10 protein-coding genes are annotated in these 19,946 nt (G+C 70.6%); 2 read left to right on the forward strand and 8 right to left on the reverse strand.

What is annotated here, in order from left to right:
• The first annotated feature begins 62 nt into the window (after positions 1-62).
• Entirely contained in the window at positions 63-1,295 is a 1,233-nt protein-coding gene (locus HNR20_RS02935; RefSeq protein ID WP_184176250.1) for an ArsB/NhaD family transporter, read from the forward strand.
• Positions 1,296-1,337: 42 nt separating this feature from the next.
• Here the strand turns inward: HNR20_RS02935 and HNR20_RS02940 are convergent, their stop codons facing one another.
• From HNR20_RS02940 to HNR20_RS02965, 6 genes are all read right to left on the reverse strand, one after another.
• Complete coding sequence (locus tag HNR20_RS02940) at positions 1,338-2,240, reverse strand: inositol monophosphatase family protein (protein WP_184176252.1); 903 nt, start codon at positions 2,238-2,240, stop codon at positions 1,338-1,340.
• 14 nt (positions 2,241-2,254) lie between these two features.
• Positions 2,255-2,908, reverse strand: coding sequence for a hypothetical protein (locus HNR20_RS02945; protein WP_184176254.1), 654 nt, complete (start codon positions 2,906-2,908; stop codon positions 2,255-2,257).
• Positions 2,905-3,906: a hypothetical protein gene (locus tag HNR20_RS02950; protein WP_184176256.1), complete on the reverse strand. Its 1,002-nt coding sequence runs from the start codon at positions 3,904-3,906 to the stop codon at positions 2,905-2,907. The genes HNR20_RS02945 and HNR20_RS02950 overlap by 4 nt, the downstream gene beginning before the upstream one ends.
• Positions 3,907-3,961: 55 nt before the next feature.
• Complete coding sequence (locus HNR20_RS02955; protein ID WP_184176258.1) at positions 3,962-4,753, reverse strand: class I SAM-dependent methyltransferase; 792 nt, start codon at positions 4,751-4,753, stop codon at positions 3,962-3,964.
• A gap of 165 nt (positions 4,754-4,918) precedes the next feature.
• Entirely contained in the window at positions 4,919-6,046 is a 1,128-nt protein-coding gene (locus HNR20_RS02960; protein ID WP_184176260.1) for a CU044_5270 family protein, read from the reverse strand.
• Positions 6,043-6,627, reverse strand: a complete 585-nt coding sequence (locus HNR20_RS02965; protein ID WP_221309676.1) for an RNA polymerase sigma factor — start codon at positions 6,625-6,627, stop codon at positions 6,043-6,045. The genes HNR20_RS02960 and HNR20_RS02965 overlap by 4 nt, the downstream gene beginning before the upstream one ends.
• A 205-nt stretch (positions 6,628-6,832) precedes the next feature.
• Between HNR20_RS02965 and HNR20_RS02970 the strand changes: the two genes are divergently transcribed.
• Complete coding sequence (locus HNR20_RS02970) at positions 6,833-7,384, forward strand: hypothetical protein (RefSeq protein ID WP_229687500.1); 552 nt, start codon at positions 6,833-6,835, stop codon at positions 7,382-7,384.
• Between the two features lie 67 nt (positions 7,385-7,451).
• Here the strand turns inward: HNR20_RS02970 and HNR20_RS02975 are convergent, their stop codons facing one another.
• Positions 7,452-8,153, reverse strand: a complete 702-nt coding sequence (locus HNR20_RS02975) for a DUF11 domain-containing protein (protein ID WP_184176262.1) — start codon at positions 8,151-8,153, stop codon at positions 7,452-7,454.
• A gap of 16 nt (positions 8,154-8,169) precedes the next feature.
• On the reverse strand, positions 8,170-19,884 hold the full coding sequence (locus tag HNR20_RS02980) for a beta strand repeat-containing protein (RefSeq protein WP_184176264.1): 11,715 nt from the start codon (positions 19,882-19,884) through the stop codon (positions 8,170-8,172).
• Between the last annotated feature and the right edge of the window lie 62 nt (positions 19,885-19,946).

Genomic DNA, 19,946 nt, shown 5'->3' on the forward strand with positions numbered 1-19,946 from the left:
CGCGGTCGACCCGTCAGATCCGGCCCGGTTGAGCGCGCCTCGGTGTGCGAGGATCGTGCCTTGTGGAGACTATCGGCGACCCACCGTCGACCGCGCCGGACCGATCCCGCTGGGGCCGGCTGCACGTACTGGACTGGATCGCGATCGGGCTGGTCGCAGCCGGTGTCCTCTGCGTCCTCACCGGACTCCTCCCCCGCGCCGACGCCGAGGCCACCATCCGTCGGATCCTGCCGATCCTGATCTTCCTCGGCAGCGTGGTGGTGCTGGCCGAGCTGACCGCCGTGGCCGGGGTCTTCGACGCGCTCGCCGCCCGGGTGGCGATCACCGCGCGCGGCAGCTTCCGCGCGCTGTTCTGGCTCTGCGTCGGGTTCGCCTCGGTGACCACGATCGCGCTCAACCTGGACACCACCGCCGTCCTGCTCACCCCGGTGATGATCGCCCTGGCCCGTACGCTGGGGATACCGCCGACCCCGCTGGCGATGACCACTGTCTGGCTGGCGAACACCGCGAGCCTGCTGCTGCCCGTGTCCAATCTGACCAACATTCTGGCCAGCGACCGGATCGGGCTGGCTCCGGTGTCGTGGGCGGCTCGGATGTGGTGGCCGCAACTGGTCGCGATCGCGATCACCATGCTGCTGCTCTGGTGGTGGTACTGGCGGCCCGCGCGGGCCACCGCGGACCCGTTCGTGCCACCGCCACCACACGTGCCGCCCGACCCCGTGCTCTACCGCACCGCGCTCGTGGCCTGCCTGCTGTTCGTCGCCGGGATCCTCGCCGAGGTCGAGATCGGGCTCGCCTCCGGAGTGGCCGCCGCGATCCTCGTCGCCGGGTTCGCGTTCCGCTCCCGAGGCAGCCTGAAACTCCAGCTGATCCCCTGGCGGCTGCTGATCTTCGTCACCGGGCTGTTCCTGGTGGTGCAGACCATCGGCCGGTACGGACTGGACACCCTGATGGGCACGCTGATCGGCAACGACCCCGGCGCCGAGGGCGCGATGCGGGCCGGCGCCGTCGGCGCGCTCTTCTCCAACGTGGTCAACAACCTGCCCGCGTACGTCGCCGGGGAGGCGGTCATCGCCGCCGGCCACCACACCCAACTGCTGGCCCTGCTGGTGGGCGCCAATGTCGGCCCGCTCGCCACCCCGTGGGCGTCGCTGGCCACGCTGATCTGGTACGAGCGCTGCCGGGCCGCCGGGGTCGAGGTCCCGCTGGGCCGGTTCATGGCCACCAGTGCCGTCCTCGCCGCTCTGGGCACCACGGCCACCGTCGCCGCACTGCTGGTCACCCCGTCGGTCTGAGCTCACCCAGACTGGCGGAGTCCACGACCACGAACCGCTGGTTCACCAGCCGACATTGGTCAGGCTGATCGGCGTGAGCTGGCGGACCTGCGGTTCGATCCACTGTGCCGCCGTCACCAGCTTGACCAGCCGGTCGATCGTCTCCGGCGGGGCCGCGACGAAGCTGCGCCGGTCAGCCGGGCAGCCGTACCGATCGTCGAAGCAGCTACCGTCGAGGGCCCGGACCACCATGCCGGCCTCGGCAGCCAGCAGCATCCCGGCCGGCAGGTCGACCGCCTCCGGGCGGTAGCCGACGATGCCGTCGATGTCGCCGCGGGCCAGCATCACCCAGGACAGCAGCGGCGCCCACAGTTGCAGCACACGCCGGGCGGTGGAGTCGAGCACCACCTTCAGGGCGCGCGCCGTGCTGTCGTCCCGGCGTACCGCGTGTCCCTGGGTCCAGGCCAGCACCGGCGCGGCCGGCACCGGCCGGTGCGGCGTGCGCAGCGGCTGCCCGGCCAGGCCGTCCGCGTGCACGAAGGCGCCCTGGCCACGGATGGCCGACCAGGTGCGGTCGGAGATCGGGTCGTGCACCACCCCGAGCACTGGCGACCCCCGGTCGCAGAGCGCGATCCCGACCACGTACGCGGGCAGGCCGATCGCCACGTTGTTGGTGCCGTCGAGCGGGTCCACCAGCCACACCCAGGAGTCGTCGGCGGCGTACTCGCCGCCCTCCTCGGCGATCACCCCATGCTCCGGCCAACGGGCCCGGATCCGCCCGACGATCAGCTGTTCGGCGGCCAGGTCCAGGTCGGTGACCACGTCACCGGAGTCGTTCTTGGCCCGGACGTGCATCTCGCCCCGGGTGCCCCGGCGCAACAGCCGCCCGGCAGCCTGGGCGGCCTCCACCGCGAACCGGTGTGCCTCACGCAGGTCTGGCCCGGATGTGCTCGGCGCCACGTCCATGCTTCCTCCAGCCCTCAGCCCCGTGCCAGCAGTCGAGCGATCTCCCGTGCCATCCGAGCGGTCTCCGCCACGGCGCAGCGTTCCCGGCGTGTCTGGTGGCTGTGACCGTCCACCGCGCCGAGGCTCAGGTCGGACAAGCCGGGCGTGGTCCGGCCGAGCGCCACGGTCACCGCCGGTTGTCCCGAGTCCACCTCGGAGGTGTGGAAGCCACCGGCGCGCAGCGCGTACGAGTTGCCCGCGGAGTGCGTCTCCACGGTGGTGGTCGCCGCCGTCACCAACCGATCGGTGGCCACCATCTCGTCGACGTCGCCCCGGCTGTGCACCTCGTACACCCGCCAGGCCGGATCGGCGGGCGCCTCGGTCACCTCGATCAGCTCGTTGCGGACCCGTCCGTGCAGCACATGGCTGAGCAGGTCCCAGCTGTGCGAGTGCACGGTGGAGGTGGTTGGCTGGACCGCCGCTGGTTCGGCCGGCCAGGCGTGCACACAGATCCCGTCGGGACCGGTGCGGTTCACCGGCAGGCAGGTGAAGCCGAGCGGGTGCCGTACGGCCTGCAACGGCCGGCGCCCTTCGGCGACGTCGTCGAGGACGGCCAGCACCCAGTCCCGGAGCAGCTCCGGCCGGGCGCCCCGGTCGATCTCGCGTTCGAGGTCGGCGTAGCTCATCATGCGTACGGGTTCCTCGCCTGGATGGCCCGGCTCACGATGTCGGCGACGTCGCGGTCGCCGAAGGACCGGGGAAGCGGAAGCCCCAGCGCGGTGAACAGACGACGTACCTGTTCCACGGAGGGCTCGTCGTCGAGCTTGACCTGCCCAGCAGCCTCGACCGGCACCCGTCGGCTCTGTTCACGGCTGTACTGCAGCTCGATGTTGTAACGGTTGTAGTAGAGCTCCTGGTGGTCGATCCTCAGCGCCGGGGTCTGCGGATTTTCCTGGGTGATGATGACGCAGCTCGAGGAGAGGTCGTAGCGGAAGGTGGTCATCTGCGCGGAGACCCGGACGTCGATCGTGAGCAGACCGGAGCGCTGCCGGTGCCAGCAGGCGGCCAGCACTGTCGCGTAGGACTCCTTACGGGTGCGGTTGACGGTCCACTTCTCGCCTGGCCCGTCCGGGGCGAGACTGCGCCGGAACCGCGCGTACCGCTCGCAGACTTCCTCATCGGTCGGGTCGATGATCTCGATGGAGAAGTGCAGCGTGGCGTTACGCCGACGGGCGTGCTCCAGACACTCGGGCAGGGTGACCGCGCGGGTGTAGGTGCCGGTGCCGCCCTTGAAGTCCCACCGATCGGTGTGCCGGCGAGCCTCGGTCAGGGCCAGCCCGACCTCGCTGCCGTGCAGGACGCGGACCATGGAGACACTGTCGATTGCCTCCCGAGTCCGGTTCAGCACCCCCTCCGGGCCGATGATTTCCTGCATCTGCGGCACGAGTTCGCTGAGCCGATCGCGGGTGTCCCGGACCACCTGCCGTACCTCGCGCTCGGCGGTTTCCCGGCGCAGCCGGTCGCGCAGCAGTGCCTGGGCGAGCAGACCGAGGATGAGCAGGATGGCGCTGTTGACCACGTCCTGGCTGACGCCGTTGTTGAGCCCGAGGATCGCGACGGTCAGCGCCAGGAGCAGCCCAATGAACGCGTCGAGATTCTTGAGGACCCAGGTCAGGAGGCGGGCCATGACATTCCCCCGTGGATGACGGAAGCTCCATGATAGCCCTATGTCAATATCATGATTACGCGTTGTTCCGGAACCCCGCATCCTGAGACGAATAAGGCTCGCCCAGCCGTCGAGCGGCGCAGATCAGCGACCCGCCGAGCCCCGGCGCGACCCGAGCAAGCAACCGGGAGGTGATCCAGCGCCCGCCGGGCAGCCGCCACCCCACGTGGTTGGACCGCAGCGCCAGCGGCGCGAACCCGGCTCCGCGCAGCACCCGTCGCAGCAGCGACGCGGTGAACGGACGGATGTGCAACCAGAGGTACGGGTGCAGCGGATCGACCTGGCGGGGCGCGCGGCCGGCGAGGAACATCAGCCGATCCTGAATGGTCGCCAGGTTCGGGGTGGTGAGCACCAGCAACCCGCCCGGGGCAAGGACCCGATGACACTCCCGCAGCAGCGCCACCGGGTCGAAGACGTGCTCGATCAGCTCCCCGGTCAGCAGCCCGGCGAAGCTGCCGGCGCGAAACGGCAGGCCACGAGTGGCGTCCAGGCAGACCGGTAGCGCCCGACCGGCAGCGGCCCCACGGGCCGCGCCCAGCGCGGCCTCGGCCATGTCCGCCACCACGAGCGGCACGGGCAACTCCGCCGGGTCGACCATGCTGCACGGTCCGCAGCCCAGCTCCAACACCGGGCCGCCCCCGAGGACGTCGTCGACCATCAGCCGGGCCGCGACCGCCCGGCGGACCCGGTGGTACGGGTCGTCGACGTACCCGTTGACCAACACGCCGTCGTGGTAACTGCGCCGGTTGGCGCGCCGGCCGTGCGCCTGCGCGCCGCCCGACGCGGCCCCGGTCCGTGGCTCGGCCATCGCACCCCCCACCGCGGGCGCCGCCTCCGGCGACGGCGACCGCCTCCAGCCTCGCACCATCCGGGGTCGCTCAGCTCGATGGAGGCCCGAACGGATCCGCGCCGGTCGCCGCGACGGAGCACGGACGGAGGCCCGCCCGTGCTCCGCGGCTCGGAGGTCGACACTCTAGTTCGGTGGCGCCTCGTCAGTGGTCTTCTGCTCCAGGACGACGCTGTAGCCGAGGAGGCTTCCAGCTTCGAGCCTGGCTGTCGTGCCCTCCGGGCGCAGAACGCGCGACTCCTCGCCCAGTGCGCGCCCGGTCGCGGAGTCGACCACGAAGCGATGCTCGATCGAGCCGGTGGCGGCACTCACCGACGTGAACGCGAAGCCTTGGCCCATGCGCCCTCGCTGGTCGGCCACGTCGCCCAGCGAACGCACGCCGGGCAGGGTCGCGATCAGGCGGAAGGCCGCCGCACGCACGGGACCGCTGACCGGGATCTCGGCGATCAGGTTGGACGCGACGTCCAGCAGCCACTGCTCCCGGTCGGTGGGCATGTCACCACCGCCGCCGTCGAAGTGCTTGAGCAACGCGGTCCGCAGGGCCGCCGGGTCCGCCGGGAGCTTCTCGAGATCGCGTACGGAGATGTTCGTGGTGCCGAAGGCGTAGACGCCCGCGCCGTCCGACGAGGAGCTGCGCCGCGGCCCACCGGAGATGCTGACGGGTGAGCCGGGGCCGACCTCGCCGGTCGGCAGCGGCTTGCCGACCATCACCTGCTCCGGGGATCCCGCGGCGCGCCAGGCGGCGGCATCTGCGGGCGTCAGCGGAGTCATGCCGAGGTTCTGAGAAATCACCCGGGTGGGTTCCTTCCCGGAGCGGGACAACCAGGTCTCGTCCGACGATCGGGTCGTCATCTCGTACGTCGAGGTGCCGGAACCGACGGTGAGCACCGACCCGCTCTCCGCCCGGACGACCAGATACCTGCCGGTGCCGGAGGCATCCTGGCTGCTGCGCTCGGCGGCCGCCAGCAGGATCTGGGACGCGGTCAGCGGGCGTACCGCCTCGGCGGACGTCCCGGACCCGCCGGGCGTCGGCGCCGAGCCGCCCGGGTCGATCGCGAACACAGCGACCGCGGCGACGGCGGCGGCAGCGAGTCCCCCGGCCGGGATCAGCGCGGCGGCCCGGAAACGTCGTGCACGGCGCACGGGAGCATTCACGTCCGTCAGGGCAATGGGCAATGGTGCCGTTCCGGGCGGGTCCAACCGCGCCGGCCGCGCGTCGGCGAGAGACTTCATGACATCGGGGTGATTCTTCATCGGCTCGGCTCCTTGGTGACGACCGGCTTCGTGACGGCCGGCTCGGTGATGTTCGGCTTCGTGGAACGGGACGTGGCGGCCGCCGGCTCCCCCGCGGCTGCGACCGCACGGGTGAGGCGGTTGCGGGCTCGGTGCAGGCGCACGAGGAACGCCGGGGCGGAACAGTTCACGACTCGGGCCGCCGCACGGGGCGAGAGCCCGTCCCAGGCGGTCAGGGTCAGCACTTCCCGGTCGTTCTCGGACAGCCCGGCGAGCGCCGTCAGGATCGCCGATCGTTCGGCGACGCCGTCGGCGACATCGGGCGCGTCGGCTACCCACGCCAGCATCTCGGCGGCGATGGCACGTTGCCGTTCCTCGTCGCGATACCGCTCGCGGATCACGTTGCGCGCGACGCCGAGCAGCCACGGCAGCGCCGCTGCTCTGGGCATCTGCGCGAAGCGCCGCCACGCGACGAGAAACGTCTCGGCCACGACCTCGTCCGCGAGCGACCTGCCGGCGCGGGCGACGGCGTAGGCGTAGACGCGTCCGCGGGTGTCGGCGTACAGCGCGGTGAACTCCTGTGCAGTCTCAGGGTCTGCCACTGATGAGCCGTCCTTAGTGAAGGTGTTCTGTCACCTGGGAATGCGTCGGGAAGCGGATTTCTTACCGGCGAACTCGGAATCACCGCTTCGCCCTTCCGCCCGCCGGCGGTGGATAGACCGATATGCCCGCTTTGCGAGTGGGCGGAGTATGCAGCCGCTACGCTCGGTGCGAGCAAAGACAGCGGACTGGGACGTGATGGCGGGCATGAGTATGCGTAGGTCATTCGAATTGACCGTGGCGATCGGAGCGGCGTGTCTTGTGGGTCTTCCCACCCCCGCCCGCGCCGACAGCACCGGCGACGTCACGGCCACCGTCGTCGTCGTCGGCGGCGAACTCTCCATCATCACGCCGGCGAGCGCATTTCTTGGTCAGGGCTCACCCGACGGGGGTGTCACCGGTCAACTCGGCACGGTCACCGTCATCGACGATCGTGCGCAACTCGCGGCGACCTGGGTGGCGACCGTGACCGCAACCGACTTCACCACCGGCGGCGCGACGCCGGAGGAGACGATCCCGGCCAGCACGATCGAGTACTGGTCGGGGCCAGCTACCCAGAACGTCGGCACGGGCGTCCTCGTGCCGGGTCAACCCACCGCGGCCGAGGCGGTGTCACTCGCCGTACGGCAGACGGCGTTCAGCAGGACCACCGGCGACGGGCTGAACAGCGCCAGCTGGAACCCCACCCTGACCCTCGAGTTGTCACCGTCCACGGTGGTCGGCGACTACACCGGAACGGTCACCCACTCGGTCGCCTGATCGGCACCGTACGCCAGCCCCAGGCCCGGTGGCCGCAGCTCGGCGGCCACCGGGGCAGGACGCCCGCTCAATCCAGACTGACCGCGCCGGCCATCCGGTCGGTGTTCTCGGTCGGGCGGGACGCCGGGTGGGCGTGCGCGGGTACGACCCGACGCCGCCGGTAGCGGCGGAGCAGGGCGAACGCCCCCAGGCCGATGATGAGCAGCGCCGCCGCCGCACCCGCGTACCAGACCCAGGAGGTGCCGGTGTCCTCGGCGACCGGGGCGACAGCGCCGGCCGGGAGCAGATCGGAGTGGGTCGCGCAGACGAGTGGCTTCGTACCACCCTTGGCGGTGGCACAGGCAACAGTGGCGAGTCGCAACAGATCCTTCGGCGTCTCACCGACCCGGGCCACGGTGGTGAAGGTCGACTCCTGACCCACCTTGAGATCGGTGGCCCAGGTGACCGCGCCGTCGCGGGCTTTGCCCCCGCGGTCGGCGGAGACGAGGGTCAACCCGGTCGGCAGGCTCTGCGAGACCTTGACGTCGGCCACCGTGCTGGCGCCGAGATTGCGGACGGTGAGCCGGTAGGTCAACTCGTCGCCAGCGGCGACGGCCGTCCGGCCGTCGTCCACCGTGATGCTGAGCAGCGGCCCGTCCGGCGAGGCGGATGGCTTCGGGGCCGACGCGTGCGACTTCGGCGTCGGGGCCGCCGCCTGCGCCGGGGAGACCGCCGGCCCGGCCAGCACCCAGGCGGCCAGTACGGTCGCCAGGACAGGGATCCTTCGCATGATGCTCCTCCGGCTGTTACTCGGTAATCGCCACGTATTCCAACGTCGCGGAGTACTCGTCGGCTACGACCGCGGGGATGCTGACCTCGTAGTCGTTGCCGATCGCGTCCCCGCCAGGTGCCGAGGGCCCGGACTGGCGGTGCACCACCACCGGCGTCACATCGGAGAGTTCCCGGAAGACGCTGGTACCGCTCTCCCGCACCCGCAGGTTCTCGATCGGAATCGTGTACGGGTTCTCGGGATTCGCACCCACCAGTTCGGGCGCCAGCCCGCGCACCGTCACGGCGTACCCGGTGGGACTGTTGGTGGTGACGGTCATCGTGACCGCCTCCGGCTGGCCGACCACCTGCTGGGGCCTGCCGGTCAGGGTGAACCCGACCGGCAGGCCGGACAGCGTGATCGACTGGGCGGCCACGACGACCGTCGCGGTGCATTCCGCGCTGCCCCCACCCGCCGGGCAGGTGTTGCCGAGGGTGGTGGAGGCCGCGGTGTTGACCAGGCTCCCGTCGCCGGACACCGGCTGGTTGACGGCGACGCTGTAGGTGATCGCGGCGGTGGCACCGATCGGCAGGTCACCGGTCCAGGTGAGCACCGGGGCGGTGTAGGACAGCACGCCCGTGGTGGTCACGGCGTCACCGGCGTAGACGGCGTCGTCGAGGACGTCCACGAGCGAGTCGGTGACCGTGGCGCCGCTGTAGGGCGACTGCCCGCTGTTGGTGATCAGCACCGAGTACCGCACGGTCCCGCCGGCGACGACCGTGCCGGTGTCGGCGGTCTTGGTGATGCTCAGTTCGGGGATCCGGACCGCGACCGTGGCGGTGCAGGCCGGTGATCCCGGACAGTCGGCGCCCACGGTGCTGGAGCTGACGGTGTTCACCAGACTCCGATCCCCGCTGTCCGGGAAGTTGACCGTGACCGAGTAGGTGATCACCGCGACCGCCGCGACCGGGAGATCACCGGTCCAGGTCAGCACCGGCGTCGCGTACGAGACCACGCCGGAGTTGGCGGTGGCATCCGCGTTGTAGACGGCGTCGTCGAGCACTCCGGTGAGCGAGTCCGCGAGGGTCGCACCGGTGTACGGCGACTGTCCGGTGTTGGTGACCGTGATCGTGTACGTGACCGTGCCGCCGGCGGTGACGGTGGCGGTGTCCGCGGTCTTGGTGATGCCCAGCCCGGGGATCAGGATGGCGACGCGGACGCTGCACCGCGGGTCGATGCTGCCCACTGCGCAGTTCGAGGCCGGTGCGTCGGAGCTGACCGTGTTGGCCATGATGCGACCGGTCGTCTGGCCGCCGCTGACCGTCACCGTATAACTGATCGTCACGGCGGTGCCAACCGGTAGGTCACCGCGCCAGGTCAGCACCGGAGCCGTGTACGAGACCACCCCGGAACTGGAGGTGGCGTCGGCGTTGTAGACCGCGTCACCGAGCAGGCCGGCGAGCGAGTCGGTGATCGTCGTGTCGACGTACCCCGTCTCGCCGGTGTTCGTGGCGGTGATGGTGTACGTGACGGTGCCGCCCGGCGTGATGGTCGGGTTGTCCGCGGTCTTGTCGATGGCAAGGCCGGGCAGCAGCACGGCGACCGTCACGGTGCAGGCGGGTCCGGGCGCGGCGGTCGAGCAGTTGCTGCCGGGCGCGTCGGTAGTGATGGTGCTGGCCAGGGTCCGGTTGCCGGTGTCCGGGTTGTTGACCGTGACCGTGCCGGTGATGACGATGACGCCGCCGACCGGGATGTCGCCGATCCAGGTCACGTCGGCGCCGACCACGGTCAGGGTGCCGGAGCTGGCGACCTGGTCCCCGTTGGGCCGGGCGTCATCAAAGACGTTCGAGGCGTCGGTCACGACCCGGATGCCGACGTACGGGGTCGGCCCGGTGTTGGTGAAGGTGGCGGTGAACCGGACGACGCTGCCGGGCGTGGTGGTGGCCACGTCGGCGACGTTGGTGATGCTGAACGCCGGAATGAGCACGGTGACGGTGACGGTGCAGCCCGGGTCGGTTCCCCCGGCCGGGCAGTTGCTGCCCGGCGTGGTGGAGGTGACGGCGTTGGTCATGCTCCGGTCGCCGTCGGAGGGGTTGTGCACCGCGACCGAGTAGGTGATCACGGCGCTGCCGCCGACAGCGAGGTCACCGGTCCAGGTCAGGGTTGGCGCGGTGTACGACACCACGCCACCGGTGGCCACCGCGTCGTTGTTGAAGGTGGCATCGTCGAGCACGGCGGCGAGGCTGTCGCTCAGGGTGGCCCCGGTGTAGTCGGTCTGGCCGCTGTTGGTGACGGTGATGGTGTAGCCCACCGTTCCACCCGGGGTGGTGGTGCCGACGTTGGCGTGCTTGCTGATGCTCAGGGCCGGCAGCAGCACCTGGACGGTCGCCGTGCAGGCCGGGTCGGAGCCGCCGGACGGGCAGTTGTTGCCGGCGGCGGTGGAGCTCACCGTGTTGACCAGGACGTTCCCGCCGGTCTGCGGATCGTCGGCGGTGATGGTGTAGGTGATGGTCACCGACCCGTCGATCGCCAGGTCACCGGTCCAGCTGAGGACCGGCGCTGCGTAGGAGACGACGCCCGAACTGGCGACGGCGTCGCCGTTGTAGGTGGCGTCGTCGAGCAGGCCGGCCAGGTTGTCGGTGACGGTGGCACCGTTGTACGGGGTCTCGCCGACGTTGGTGACGGTGATCGTGTAGCCGACGACGCCGCCGGGGACGGTGCTGGCCCGGTCCGCGGTCTTGAGCACGGTCAGCGCCGGGACGAGGATGGTGACCGTCGCCGTGCACGCCGGGTCGGTGCCGCCCGTCTGACAGTTGTTGCCGGGTGCGGTGGAGGTGACCACCGAGGTCATGATCCGGTTGCCGGTGTCGGGGTTGCGCACCGTGAACGAGCGGGTGATGGTGACCGAGGCGCCGACCGGCAGGTCACCGGTCCACCGGATCGACGACGTGTTGGGCACCAGGACCACGGTGCCGGTCGAAGCCGTGGCGTCGCCGTTGTACGTGGCGTCGTCGACCGAGCCGGCGAAGTTCGTCGTGATCTCGATCGCGGTCAGCGGGGTCGTGCCGGTGTTGGTGGCCGTGGTGGTGAACACGACCGTGCCGCCCGGCACCGAAGTGGGGGCGTTCGGGGTGTTCACGATGCTGAGCACCGAGACCGTCACGGTGGCCGTACAGGCCGGGTTGGTGCTGCCGACGACGCAGCTGCTACCGGCGGCTGCCGAACTGACCTGGCTGGTCAGGAGGCGATTGCCGTTGTCAGGACTGGCGACCGTCACGGTGTAGGTGATCGTCGCCGTCGACCCGGGAGCGAGGCTCCCGGACCACTGCAGGTTCGGGCTGGTGAAGGTGACCGTACCGGTGCTCGCGACGGCGTCGCCGTTGTAGGTCGCGTCGTCCAGCAGCCCCGCCAACGAGTTGGTCACCGTGACGCCGGTCTGCGCGGTCTGTCCGGTGTTGACGATGGAGATGGTGTAGCCGGCGGTGCCGCCGGGCGTGGTGCTGGCCCTGTCGGCAGCGATCGTGATGCCCAGGCTGGGGGTGAGCACGGGCACCAGCACCGAACAGTCCGGGTTGGAGCTGGCCGGCGGGCAGGTGCTGCCAACCTCGGTCGAGGAGACGGCGTTCACCATCGTCTTGTCGCCCGGGTCGGGGCTGAAGACCGTCATGGTGTACGTGATGACCGCGCTCTGCCCCGCCAGGAGGTCTCCGGTCCAGGTCAACGTCGGGGCCGCGTACGACAGGCTGCCGACGGTGGCGGTGGGGTTGCCGAAGCTCGCGTCGTCCAGTGCGCCGGTCAGGTCGTCGGTGACCACCGCGCCCAGGTACGGGGCGGTGCCGGTGTTGCTGACGGTGATGGTGTAGCCGACCGTGCTGCCCGGCGTGGTGACGGGTGTGTTGGCTACCTTGACGATGCTCAGCGCCGGCACCAGCACGTCGACCCGGACGGTGCAACGCGGATCGGTGCCGCCCACCGGGCAGTTGTTGCCCTGGATCGCCGAGCTGGCCGTGGCGGAGATGACCTTGTCGCCCGGGTCCGGATTCCGGACCAGGAACGTGGAGGCGATGGTCACCACGCCGCCGACCGGCAGGTCACCGGTCCACGCGAGACCAGCCGGGCCGACCACCAACCCGCCGGAGGAGACCTCGTCGCCGATCGGTACGGCGTCGTCGAGCAGGTCCGCGCCGCCCAGGTTGACGACCGCGCCGAAGTAGGCGGTGCCGCCGTCGTTGGTGATGGTGGTGGTGAGGACGACCGTGCCACCGGGCAGCACGGTGGCCATGTCGGCGGTGTTCAGGATGGTCACCTGCGCCACGGTGACCTGGGCGGTGCACCGCGGGTCGACGCTGCCGACAGCACAGTTCCCGCCATCGGAGTCGGAGACCAGGGTGTTGACCATCAGGTTGTCCCCGGTGACCGGCTGCACCGTCACGCTGTAGGTGATGGTGACGGATCCGCCCGTCGGCACATCACCGGTCCAGGTGAGCACCGGTGCGGTGTAACTGATGGTGCCGACCCCTCCGGCCGCGGCGTCGTTGTTGTAGACGGCGTTGCCGAGCACGTCGGCGAGCGAATCGTCGAAGGTCGCGCCCAGGTACGGGGTGAGTCCCGAATTCGACACCACCACCGTGTACGTGACCACCGACCCGACGGTGGCCGAGGCCACGCTCGCGGACTTCGCGAACGTCAGTTGGGACTCGTCGACGATCGTGACGGTGACGGTGCACCGGGGATCAGTGCCGCCCACCGGGCAGTTGGCGCCGGCCGCGGCGGAGCTGGCGACGTTGGTGAGCACGTCGTCGCCGAGGGCCGGATTGTCGACGGTCACGGTGTAGGTGACCGTCACGGTGGCGCCGACGGCCAGGTCGCCGGTCCAGGTGAGCACCGGTTCGGCGTAGGAGACCGTACCGGCCGTGGCGCTCGCGTCCCCGTTGTAGGCCGCGTCGTCGAGCACGCCGGCCAGGTCGTCGGCGACGCTGGCCGCGGTGTAGTCGATCTGTCCGGAGTTCGTGATGGTCAGCGTGTAGGGCACCGCGCTTCCCGGCAGCGCCGTCGTGGCGGTCGTCGACTTGGCGATGGTCAACGCCGGGGTGAGGACGAGCACGGTCGAGGTGCACCCGGGCGCCTGGGCCGTTGGGGTGCAGGTACTGCCCACGGCCGTGGACTGCAGGGTGTTGACCATGATCTTGTTGCCCGGATCGGGTGAGCGCACCACCACCGAGTAGGTGATCGTCACGACCGCGCCGACCGCCAGGTCACCGCTCCAGGTGAGGGTGGTGCCGGCAAAGGCCAGAACTCCGGCGCTGGTCACCGCGTCGCCGTTGTACGTCGCGTCGGTCAGCACCGACGCCAGCGAGTTGGCCACACTGATCGCGGTGTACGGCGCCGTACCCGAGTTGGTGATCGTCACGGTGTAACCGACGGTCTGCCCCGGCGCCGCGGTCGCCGTGTCCGCGACGACGTCCAGCGCGAGGCCCGGCACCAGCACCGCCACGCTGAAGACACAGCGCGGATCCGTACTCGCGGGTGGGCAGTTGTTGCCCGCAGCCGAGGAGAACGCGCGGCCGGTGATCTGCCGGTCGCCGGTGTCCGGGTCGAGCACGGTCGCGGTGCCGGTCAGCGTGATGGTCTGCCCCACCGCGATGTCACCGGTCCAGACCGCACCGCCACCGCCGGCGGTCAACGTTCCCGAGGAGGCGGTCTGGTCACCGGTGGGCAGCACGTCGTCGATGAAACCGCCGAAGTCGAGATTCACCCTGGTGTTCAGGTAGGGCACCTGGCCGGTGTTGGTGAAGGTCGCGCCGACCCGGATCAACCCACCCGGCGTGACGGTTTCCGGTTCGGCGCTCAACGCGATCACCAGGCGGGCCACCGGCACACTGACCGTGCAGCGGGCGTCGCTGCCGCCGACGGTCGGGCAGTTGCTGCCCACCGCCGTCGAGCTGACCCGGTTGGTCAGGATCAGGTCACCGCCGACCGGGTCGGCCACCGTCACCGAGTAGGTGATCGTCACCGACGCCCCGATCGCCAGGGATCCGCTCCAGATCAGGTTGGGGCTGACGAAGCCGACCGTGCCGGCGGAGGCCACCGCGTCGTTGTTGTAGGCCGCGTCGTCGAGCACACCGGCCAGCGCGTCGGTGACGGTCGCCGTCGGGTACGCGGTCTGCCCGGTGTTGCTGATGGTGACGGTGTAGCCGACGGTCGCGCCCGGCGTGGTGGTCGGCACGCTGGAGGTCTTGGTGATGGTCAGCGCGGGCACCAGCACCAGCACGGTGGCGGTGCAGCGCGCGTCGCTGCTGCCGGTCGCGCAGTTGCTGCCGGGGGTGCTGGACACCACCCTGTTGACCAGCGACTTGTCGCCCGGGTCCGGGTCGAGAATCGTCATCGAGTACGTGATGGTCGCGACGGCGCCGATGCCCAGCGCGCCCACCCAGCTCAGGTTCGGCGAGGCGTAGCTGACCGTGCCGGACGAGGCGGTCGCGTCACCGTTGAAGGTGGCGTCGTTGAGCGGGTTGGCCAGCGAGTCGGTGAACTGCGCGGCCGCGTACGGCGACTCACCGCTGTTCGTCACGGTGATGGTGTAGGTGACCACGCCGCCGGGGACGGTGGTGGCGCTGTCCGCGGTCTTGACGATGGTCAGCCCGGGAAGCAGCACGGTGACGGTGGCCGTGCAGGCCGCGGCGGGCGTGCCGGGCGGGCAGTTGCTACCGGCCGCCGTCGAGCTGAGCGTCGAGGTCAGCACCCGGTTTCCGGCGTCGGGGTTCTGCACCGTCACGGAGAAGCGGACGGTCACGGTCGCTCCCACCGCGAGCGCGCCGGTCCAGGTCAGCACCGACCCGGACACACCGACGGTCCCGCTGTCGGCGGAGGCGTCTCCGTTGTAGACGGCGTCGTCGAGTACGCCGGCCAGCGGGTTGGTGACACTTGTCGTCGCCGGGTATGCCGACTCCCCGGTGTTGGCGATGGTGATGGTGTAGTCGATGGTGTCGCCGGGCGTGGCGGTGGCCGCGCTCGGGGTGTTGGTCAGGGTCAGCCCCGGCAGCAGCACGGCGACCGCCGCCGAGCAGCGGGTGTCGACACTGCCGGTGGCGCAGTTGGCGCCCGGTGTCGGGGAGACCAACCGGTTGGCCATCGACCGGTCACCGGTGGCGGGACTGCTGACGGTCACCGAGTACGTGATCGTGGCGGACGCGCCGACGGCGAGGTCGCCGCTCCAGGAGATGGTCGGGTTGGTGTAGCTGACGGTCCCGGAGGTGGCGGTGGCGTCACCGTTGTAGGCGGCATCGTCGAGCACCCCTGCCAGCGAGTCGGTGAAGCTCGCCCCGAGGTAGGCGGACTGGCCCGTGTTGGTCACCACGATCTCGTAGGCCACCACCGCGCCGGGCGTCGCGCTCGGCACACTCGCCGTCTTGAGCAGCGTCAGCCCGGGGATGAGGATGGTGACCGACGCCCTGCATCGCGGGTCGACGCTGCCGGGGGCGCAGTTGTTGCCGACCGCCGAGGACGACACCACGCTGGTCAGCACCGGGTCGCCGGTGGTCGCCGGGCCGACCGTCACGCTGAACGTCACGGTCACCGTCGCGCCGACCGCGAGGTCCCCGCTCCAGGTCAGGATCGGGCTGGTGTATGACAGCGCACCGGCGGTGGTGGTCGCGTCATTGTTGTACGTGGCCCGACCGAGCACCCCGGCCAGCGAGGTGGCGACACTGATGCTGGTGTATGCGGTCTGCCCGCTGTTGGTGATGGTGACCGTGTAGCCGACGGTGGAGTTGGGCGTCGTGTTCGCGGTGCTCGCGGTGTTGGTCAGGACCAGGCCGGGCACCAGCACGGTGACCGTCGCGGTGCAACGGGCGTCGTTGCCGGCGGCCGGGCAGTTGCTGCCCAGGCTGCCGGAGCTGACCGTGTTGGTCATGGCCTTGTCGCCGGGGTCCGGCACGCGAACGGTAACCGTGTACGTGATGGTGGCGCTGGCGCCGACCGCCAGGATGCCGGTCCAGGTCAGGTTCGGCGAGCTGAAGGAGACCGCACCGGTCGTCGCCGCCGCATCGTTGTTGTAGACCGCGTCGTCGAGCACCGCGCCCATCGCGTCGGTGAAGGTGGCGGCCGGGTAGGCGGCCCGCCCGGTGTTGGTGACCGCGATGGTGTAACTGACCACGTCGCCGGGCGTCGCGGTGGTCCTGTTCGCCGTCTTGACGATGGTGAGCGCGGAGATCGGCACGGTGGCCGTGCACCGGGCGTCGAGGCTACCGGCGGTGCAGTTGGTGCCGAGCGTCGGCGAGGTGACCGTGTTGGTCAGTATCAGGTCGCCGGTCGGCGGGCTGGCCACGGTGACCGAGTAGCTGATGGTCACGGCCGCGCCGGCGGCCAGGTTGCCGGTCCAGCTCAGGGTCGGGTTGACGAACGAGACGGTGCCCGACGTGGCGGTCGCGTCGGCGTTGTAGACCGCGTCGTCGAGCACCCCGCCGAGCGGGTCGGTGATGGTGACGCCGCTGAGCGCGACGGTGGCGGTGTTGGTCACGCTGATCGTGTAGTTCACCGTTCCACCGGCCGCCACGGTGGACACGTTCGAGGTCTTCGTCACGACCAGCGGCCCAGTGGTGATCACCAGGGTGACCGGTGCGGTCGCCTGCTGGCCGGCGGCATCGACGACCCGTACCGTGAAGCTGGAACTGCCCTCGGTGGTGGGGGTGCCGGAGAGCAGACCGGTGCTGGGGTTCAGGGTCAGACCCGGCGGCAGTGTGCCCGCGCTGACCGACCAGACGAACGGCGCGGTTCCGCCGTTCACCGTGAGCTGGGTGCTGTACGGGACGCCGACCTGGCCGGGCGGTGGCGGCGGGAACGTCAGCGTCGGCGAGGCGGTGATGCCGAGGGCGACCGTCCTGGTGGCGGCCTGGCCGAAGGAGTCGACCACCCGGACGGTGAACGAGAAGTTGCCGCCGAGGGTGGGCGTGCCGGAGAGCAGACCGGTGCTCGCGTTCAGGGTCACCCCGGGCGGCAGGCTGCCCGCGCTCACCGACCAGACGAACGGGCCGGTGCCCCCGTTCACCGTGAGCTGGTCGCTGTAGGCGATGCCGACCTGCCCCTGCGGCGGCGGCGGGAACGTGAGCGTGGGCAGCGGCGCGATGACGATGCTCAGCGCCTGGGTGGCCGCTTGGCTGCTGGCGTCGAGCACCCGGACGGTGAAGTCGAAGGTCCCGGCGGTCGTGGGGGTGCCGGAGAGCAGGCCGGTGCTCGCGTTGATGGTGACCCCGGGCGGCAGGCTGCCCGCGCTGATCGACCAGGCGAACGGTGCCGTACCGCCGTTGACGGTGAGCTGGTTGCTGTAGGGGACGCTGACCTGACCGGCGGGCGGCGCGGGGTTGGTGAGGCTGGGCGACTGGTTCGGGATGACCGGCGCGGACTGCGCCGACGGTGGTCCGGCACCGCCCGCGTTGCGGGCCGTCACCGTGAAGGTGTACGCGGTGCCCGGCGTCAACCCGGTCACCGTCTGGGTGGTTGCCGCGCTGGCGAAGGTCTGCGGGGTCTGCGCCACTCCGCCGATGTACGGCGTGATGACGTACGAGGTGATCGGGCTGCCGCCGGTGCTGGGCGCGGTCCAGGTCAGCCGGGCCGACGAGTCGCCGGCGCTGGCCGCCGTGATGGTGGGCGCCCCGGGCAGCGCGTACGGCACCACCGCGTTGGACGCCGGACTCGTCGCGCTGGTGCCGATCGAGTTGACCGCCGCGACGGTGAACGTGTAGCTCGCGCCGAGGGTCAGACCGGAGATGACCCGGCTGGTGGTGGACGTGTCGTAGGTGATCGGGGTCTGTGCCACCCCGTTTCGGATCGGGGTGACGATGTAGCTGGTGATCGGGCTGCCGTTGCTCGCCGGTGCCGTCCAGTTCACCGTGGCGTTGGCCAGGCCGGCGGTCGCGGTGGGCGCTGCCGGGGTGGCCGGCACGTCGGTGTAGACGTAGCTGGCCGCGGCGGCGACACCCCGGGTCACCACGGTGACGTTCACCGTGGCGGCGCTGCTCCGGGCGGGCATGGACGAGATGCTCAACGTCCCGTCGCCGTTCACCGTGAAGCAGCCGGGTGCGGGGCCGGACGGGCAGGGCAGCAGGACGACCGGCGTACCAGCCTGCTGCTGCGCCGTGGTGCCGATCTCGATGGCGGTCGCTCCGGCGATGTTCGTCCCGCCGACCGTCACCGCGACGCCGCCGGCGATGGTGCTCGTCGCGGGCGAGACGGTGATCCCGCTCGGCGTCGCCGGCGGTGTGCCCACGACCGTGGTGGTGGAGATTCCGGGGTTGGCGTCGATGGACGATGCGGTGACGGTCGACTGGGTCTGGATGATTGACGGTGTGACGGCGGACCCGGTGACGATGGCGACCACCGAGATCGGTGGTAACGACGTCCCGTTGGCGAACGGTCCGTTGCTGTTGGTACAGGTGATGGTCTGCCCCGACGGAGCCGCGCAGACCCAGCCGCTGCCGAAGGCGCCGACCGGCACCACACCGGTCGGCGTGGTCGCGGTCACCGAGACCGGGGCGGTCTCGTTGGCGCCGACGCTGACCGAGGGAACGACCGTGTAGTTGACCGGATCACCGGGTTGCGGGTTCGGGCCGGTGTAGCTCGTCTGCGTGACGTTCAGGTCGGGCACCGGGTTGAAGGTCACCACGTTGGTGTTGTCGACCTCGTGGTTGTCCACCACCGACCCGGTGGAGGCCACCCAGCCGAAGGCGAGTTGGCGCGGGATGCCGTTGCTGTTCAGCCAGGTCGGCGAGGGGTAGAGACCCGGGGCGACCGCGGGTAGCGGCCCCTCCAGGACCCGCGAGACGCTCGCGCCGACCGGCCGGAAGACCACCATGTACCGTCCGGCCGCTACCACCAGACCAGAGGCGGTGGTGAACGACGAGGTGGTCGGGTTGATGACCACCTCGACCGGTACGACCGAGCCGGCGCGGTTGTTCGCCCGCAGTGGGACCACTGGCGACGATCCGTTGGTGGCGGTGCTGTTCAGCCCGCAGTAGCCGACCGTGCCCCGACCGGGTCCCCGGACGAGCACCTGACCCGGAATCCTGGAGGCGGTGACGAAGGCTGGGTCGGTACAGCCGCTCCCCTGGTATGTGGTGGTGCTGTAGTTGCCGAAGACGTCGAACCCGATCCCCAGGTAGCCGTTGGCCAGACCGGGCAGTGTCCTCGTACCGGTGTAGCCCAGCCCTCCCCCGGACTGGCCGATGGTGGCCGGCGCGGCCGGGTTGGCGGGGTCTACCGCGGCGAGCACCAGGGTCATCCCGTCCGCACCGCCGGTGTTGCCGTACTGGTAGAGGTTGAAGGTCATGTCCAGGCCGGACGCGGTGGGCACGCTTGTCGCCCCGAAGAGCCCACCGGTCCGATTGATGGTGGCGTCGGTGAGTCGCAGCTTGCCGCTGCCGGGCGCGTCGGTCTGCGTCGCACAACTGTGCAGCGCTCCGGTGCTGACGTTGCCGGAGGCGCTCAGGCAGGCGAAGTTCGGGGTGGTGGACGCCGCGGGCAGGGCCGGCAGAACGACGGGCCCGAGTCCGTCCGGGGTGTTGTTGTGGAAGGGCTGGTTGAACAGGACGGTGCCCGCTGCCTCGGCGACAACCGGGTTGAGTACGGCGACCAGAGTGGCCAGCAACGTGGTGACGACGCCGAAGGCAGTTCGGCGTCGAACCCCGCCGCGACCGAACACGCGCCGGGACCGCGTGTTGGTGCGGGCGTTCGTCGTAAAGCCATTCACCATCGCCATGTGCATGCGTCAACCCTTCATAAGCCGCAGTAAGGGTATGACAGCCGATAGTTCTCGTTAGA

Source organism: Micromonospora parathelypteridis, from assembly GCF_014201145.1.
GTDB classification, from domain to species: Bacteria; Actinomycetota; Actinomycetes; order Mycobacteriales; family Micromonosporaceae; genus Micromonospora; species Micromonospora parathelypteridis.

What these genes read in the sequence shown, in the direction of transcription:
- HNR20_RS02940 (WP_184176252.1), bottom strand. Translation starts at nt 2,240, where the DNA reads ATGGACGTGGCGCCGAGCACATCCGGGCCAGACCTGCGTGAGGCACAC.
- HNR20_RS02945 (WP_184176254.1), bottom strand. Translation starts at nt 2,908, where the DNA reads ATGATGAGCTACGCCGACCTCGAACGCGAGATCGACCGGGGCGCCCGG.
- HNR20_RS02950 (WP_184176256.1), bottom strand. Translation starts at nt 3,906, where the DNA reads ATGGCCCGCCTCCTGACCTGGGTCCTCAAGAATCTCGACGCGTTCATT.
- HNR20_RS02955 (WP_184176258.1), bottom strand. Translation starts at nt 4,753, where the DNA reads ATGGCCGAGCCACGGACCGGGGCCGCGTCGGGCGGCGCGCAGGCGCAC.
- HNR20_RS02960 (WP_184176260.1), bottom strand. Translation starts at nt 6,046, where the DNA reads ATGAAGAATCACCCCGATGTCATGAAGTCTCTCGCCGACGCGCGGCCG.
- HNR20_RS02970 (WP_229687500.1), top strand. Translation starts at nt 6,833, where the DNA reads ATGAGTATGCGTAGGTCATTCGAATTGACCGTGGCGATCGGAGCGGCG.
- HNR20_RS02975 (WP_184176262.1), bottom strand. Translation starts at nt 8,153, where the DNA reads ATGCGAAGGATCCCTGTCCTGGCGACCGTACTGGCCGCCTGGGTGCTG.
- HNR20_RS02980 (WP_184176264.1), bottom strand. Translation starts at nt 19,884, where the DNA reads ATGGCGATGGTGAATGGCTTTACGACGAACGCCCGCACCAACACGCGG.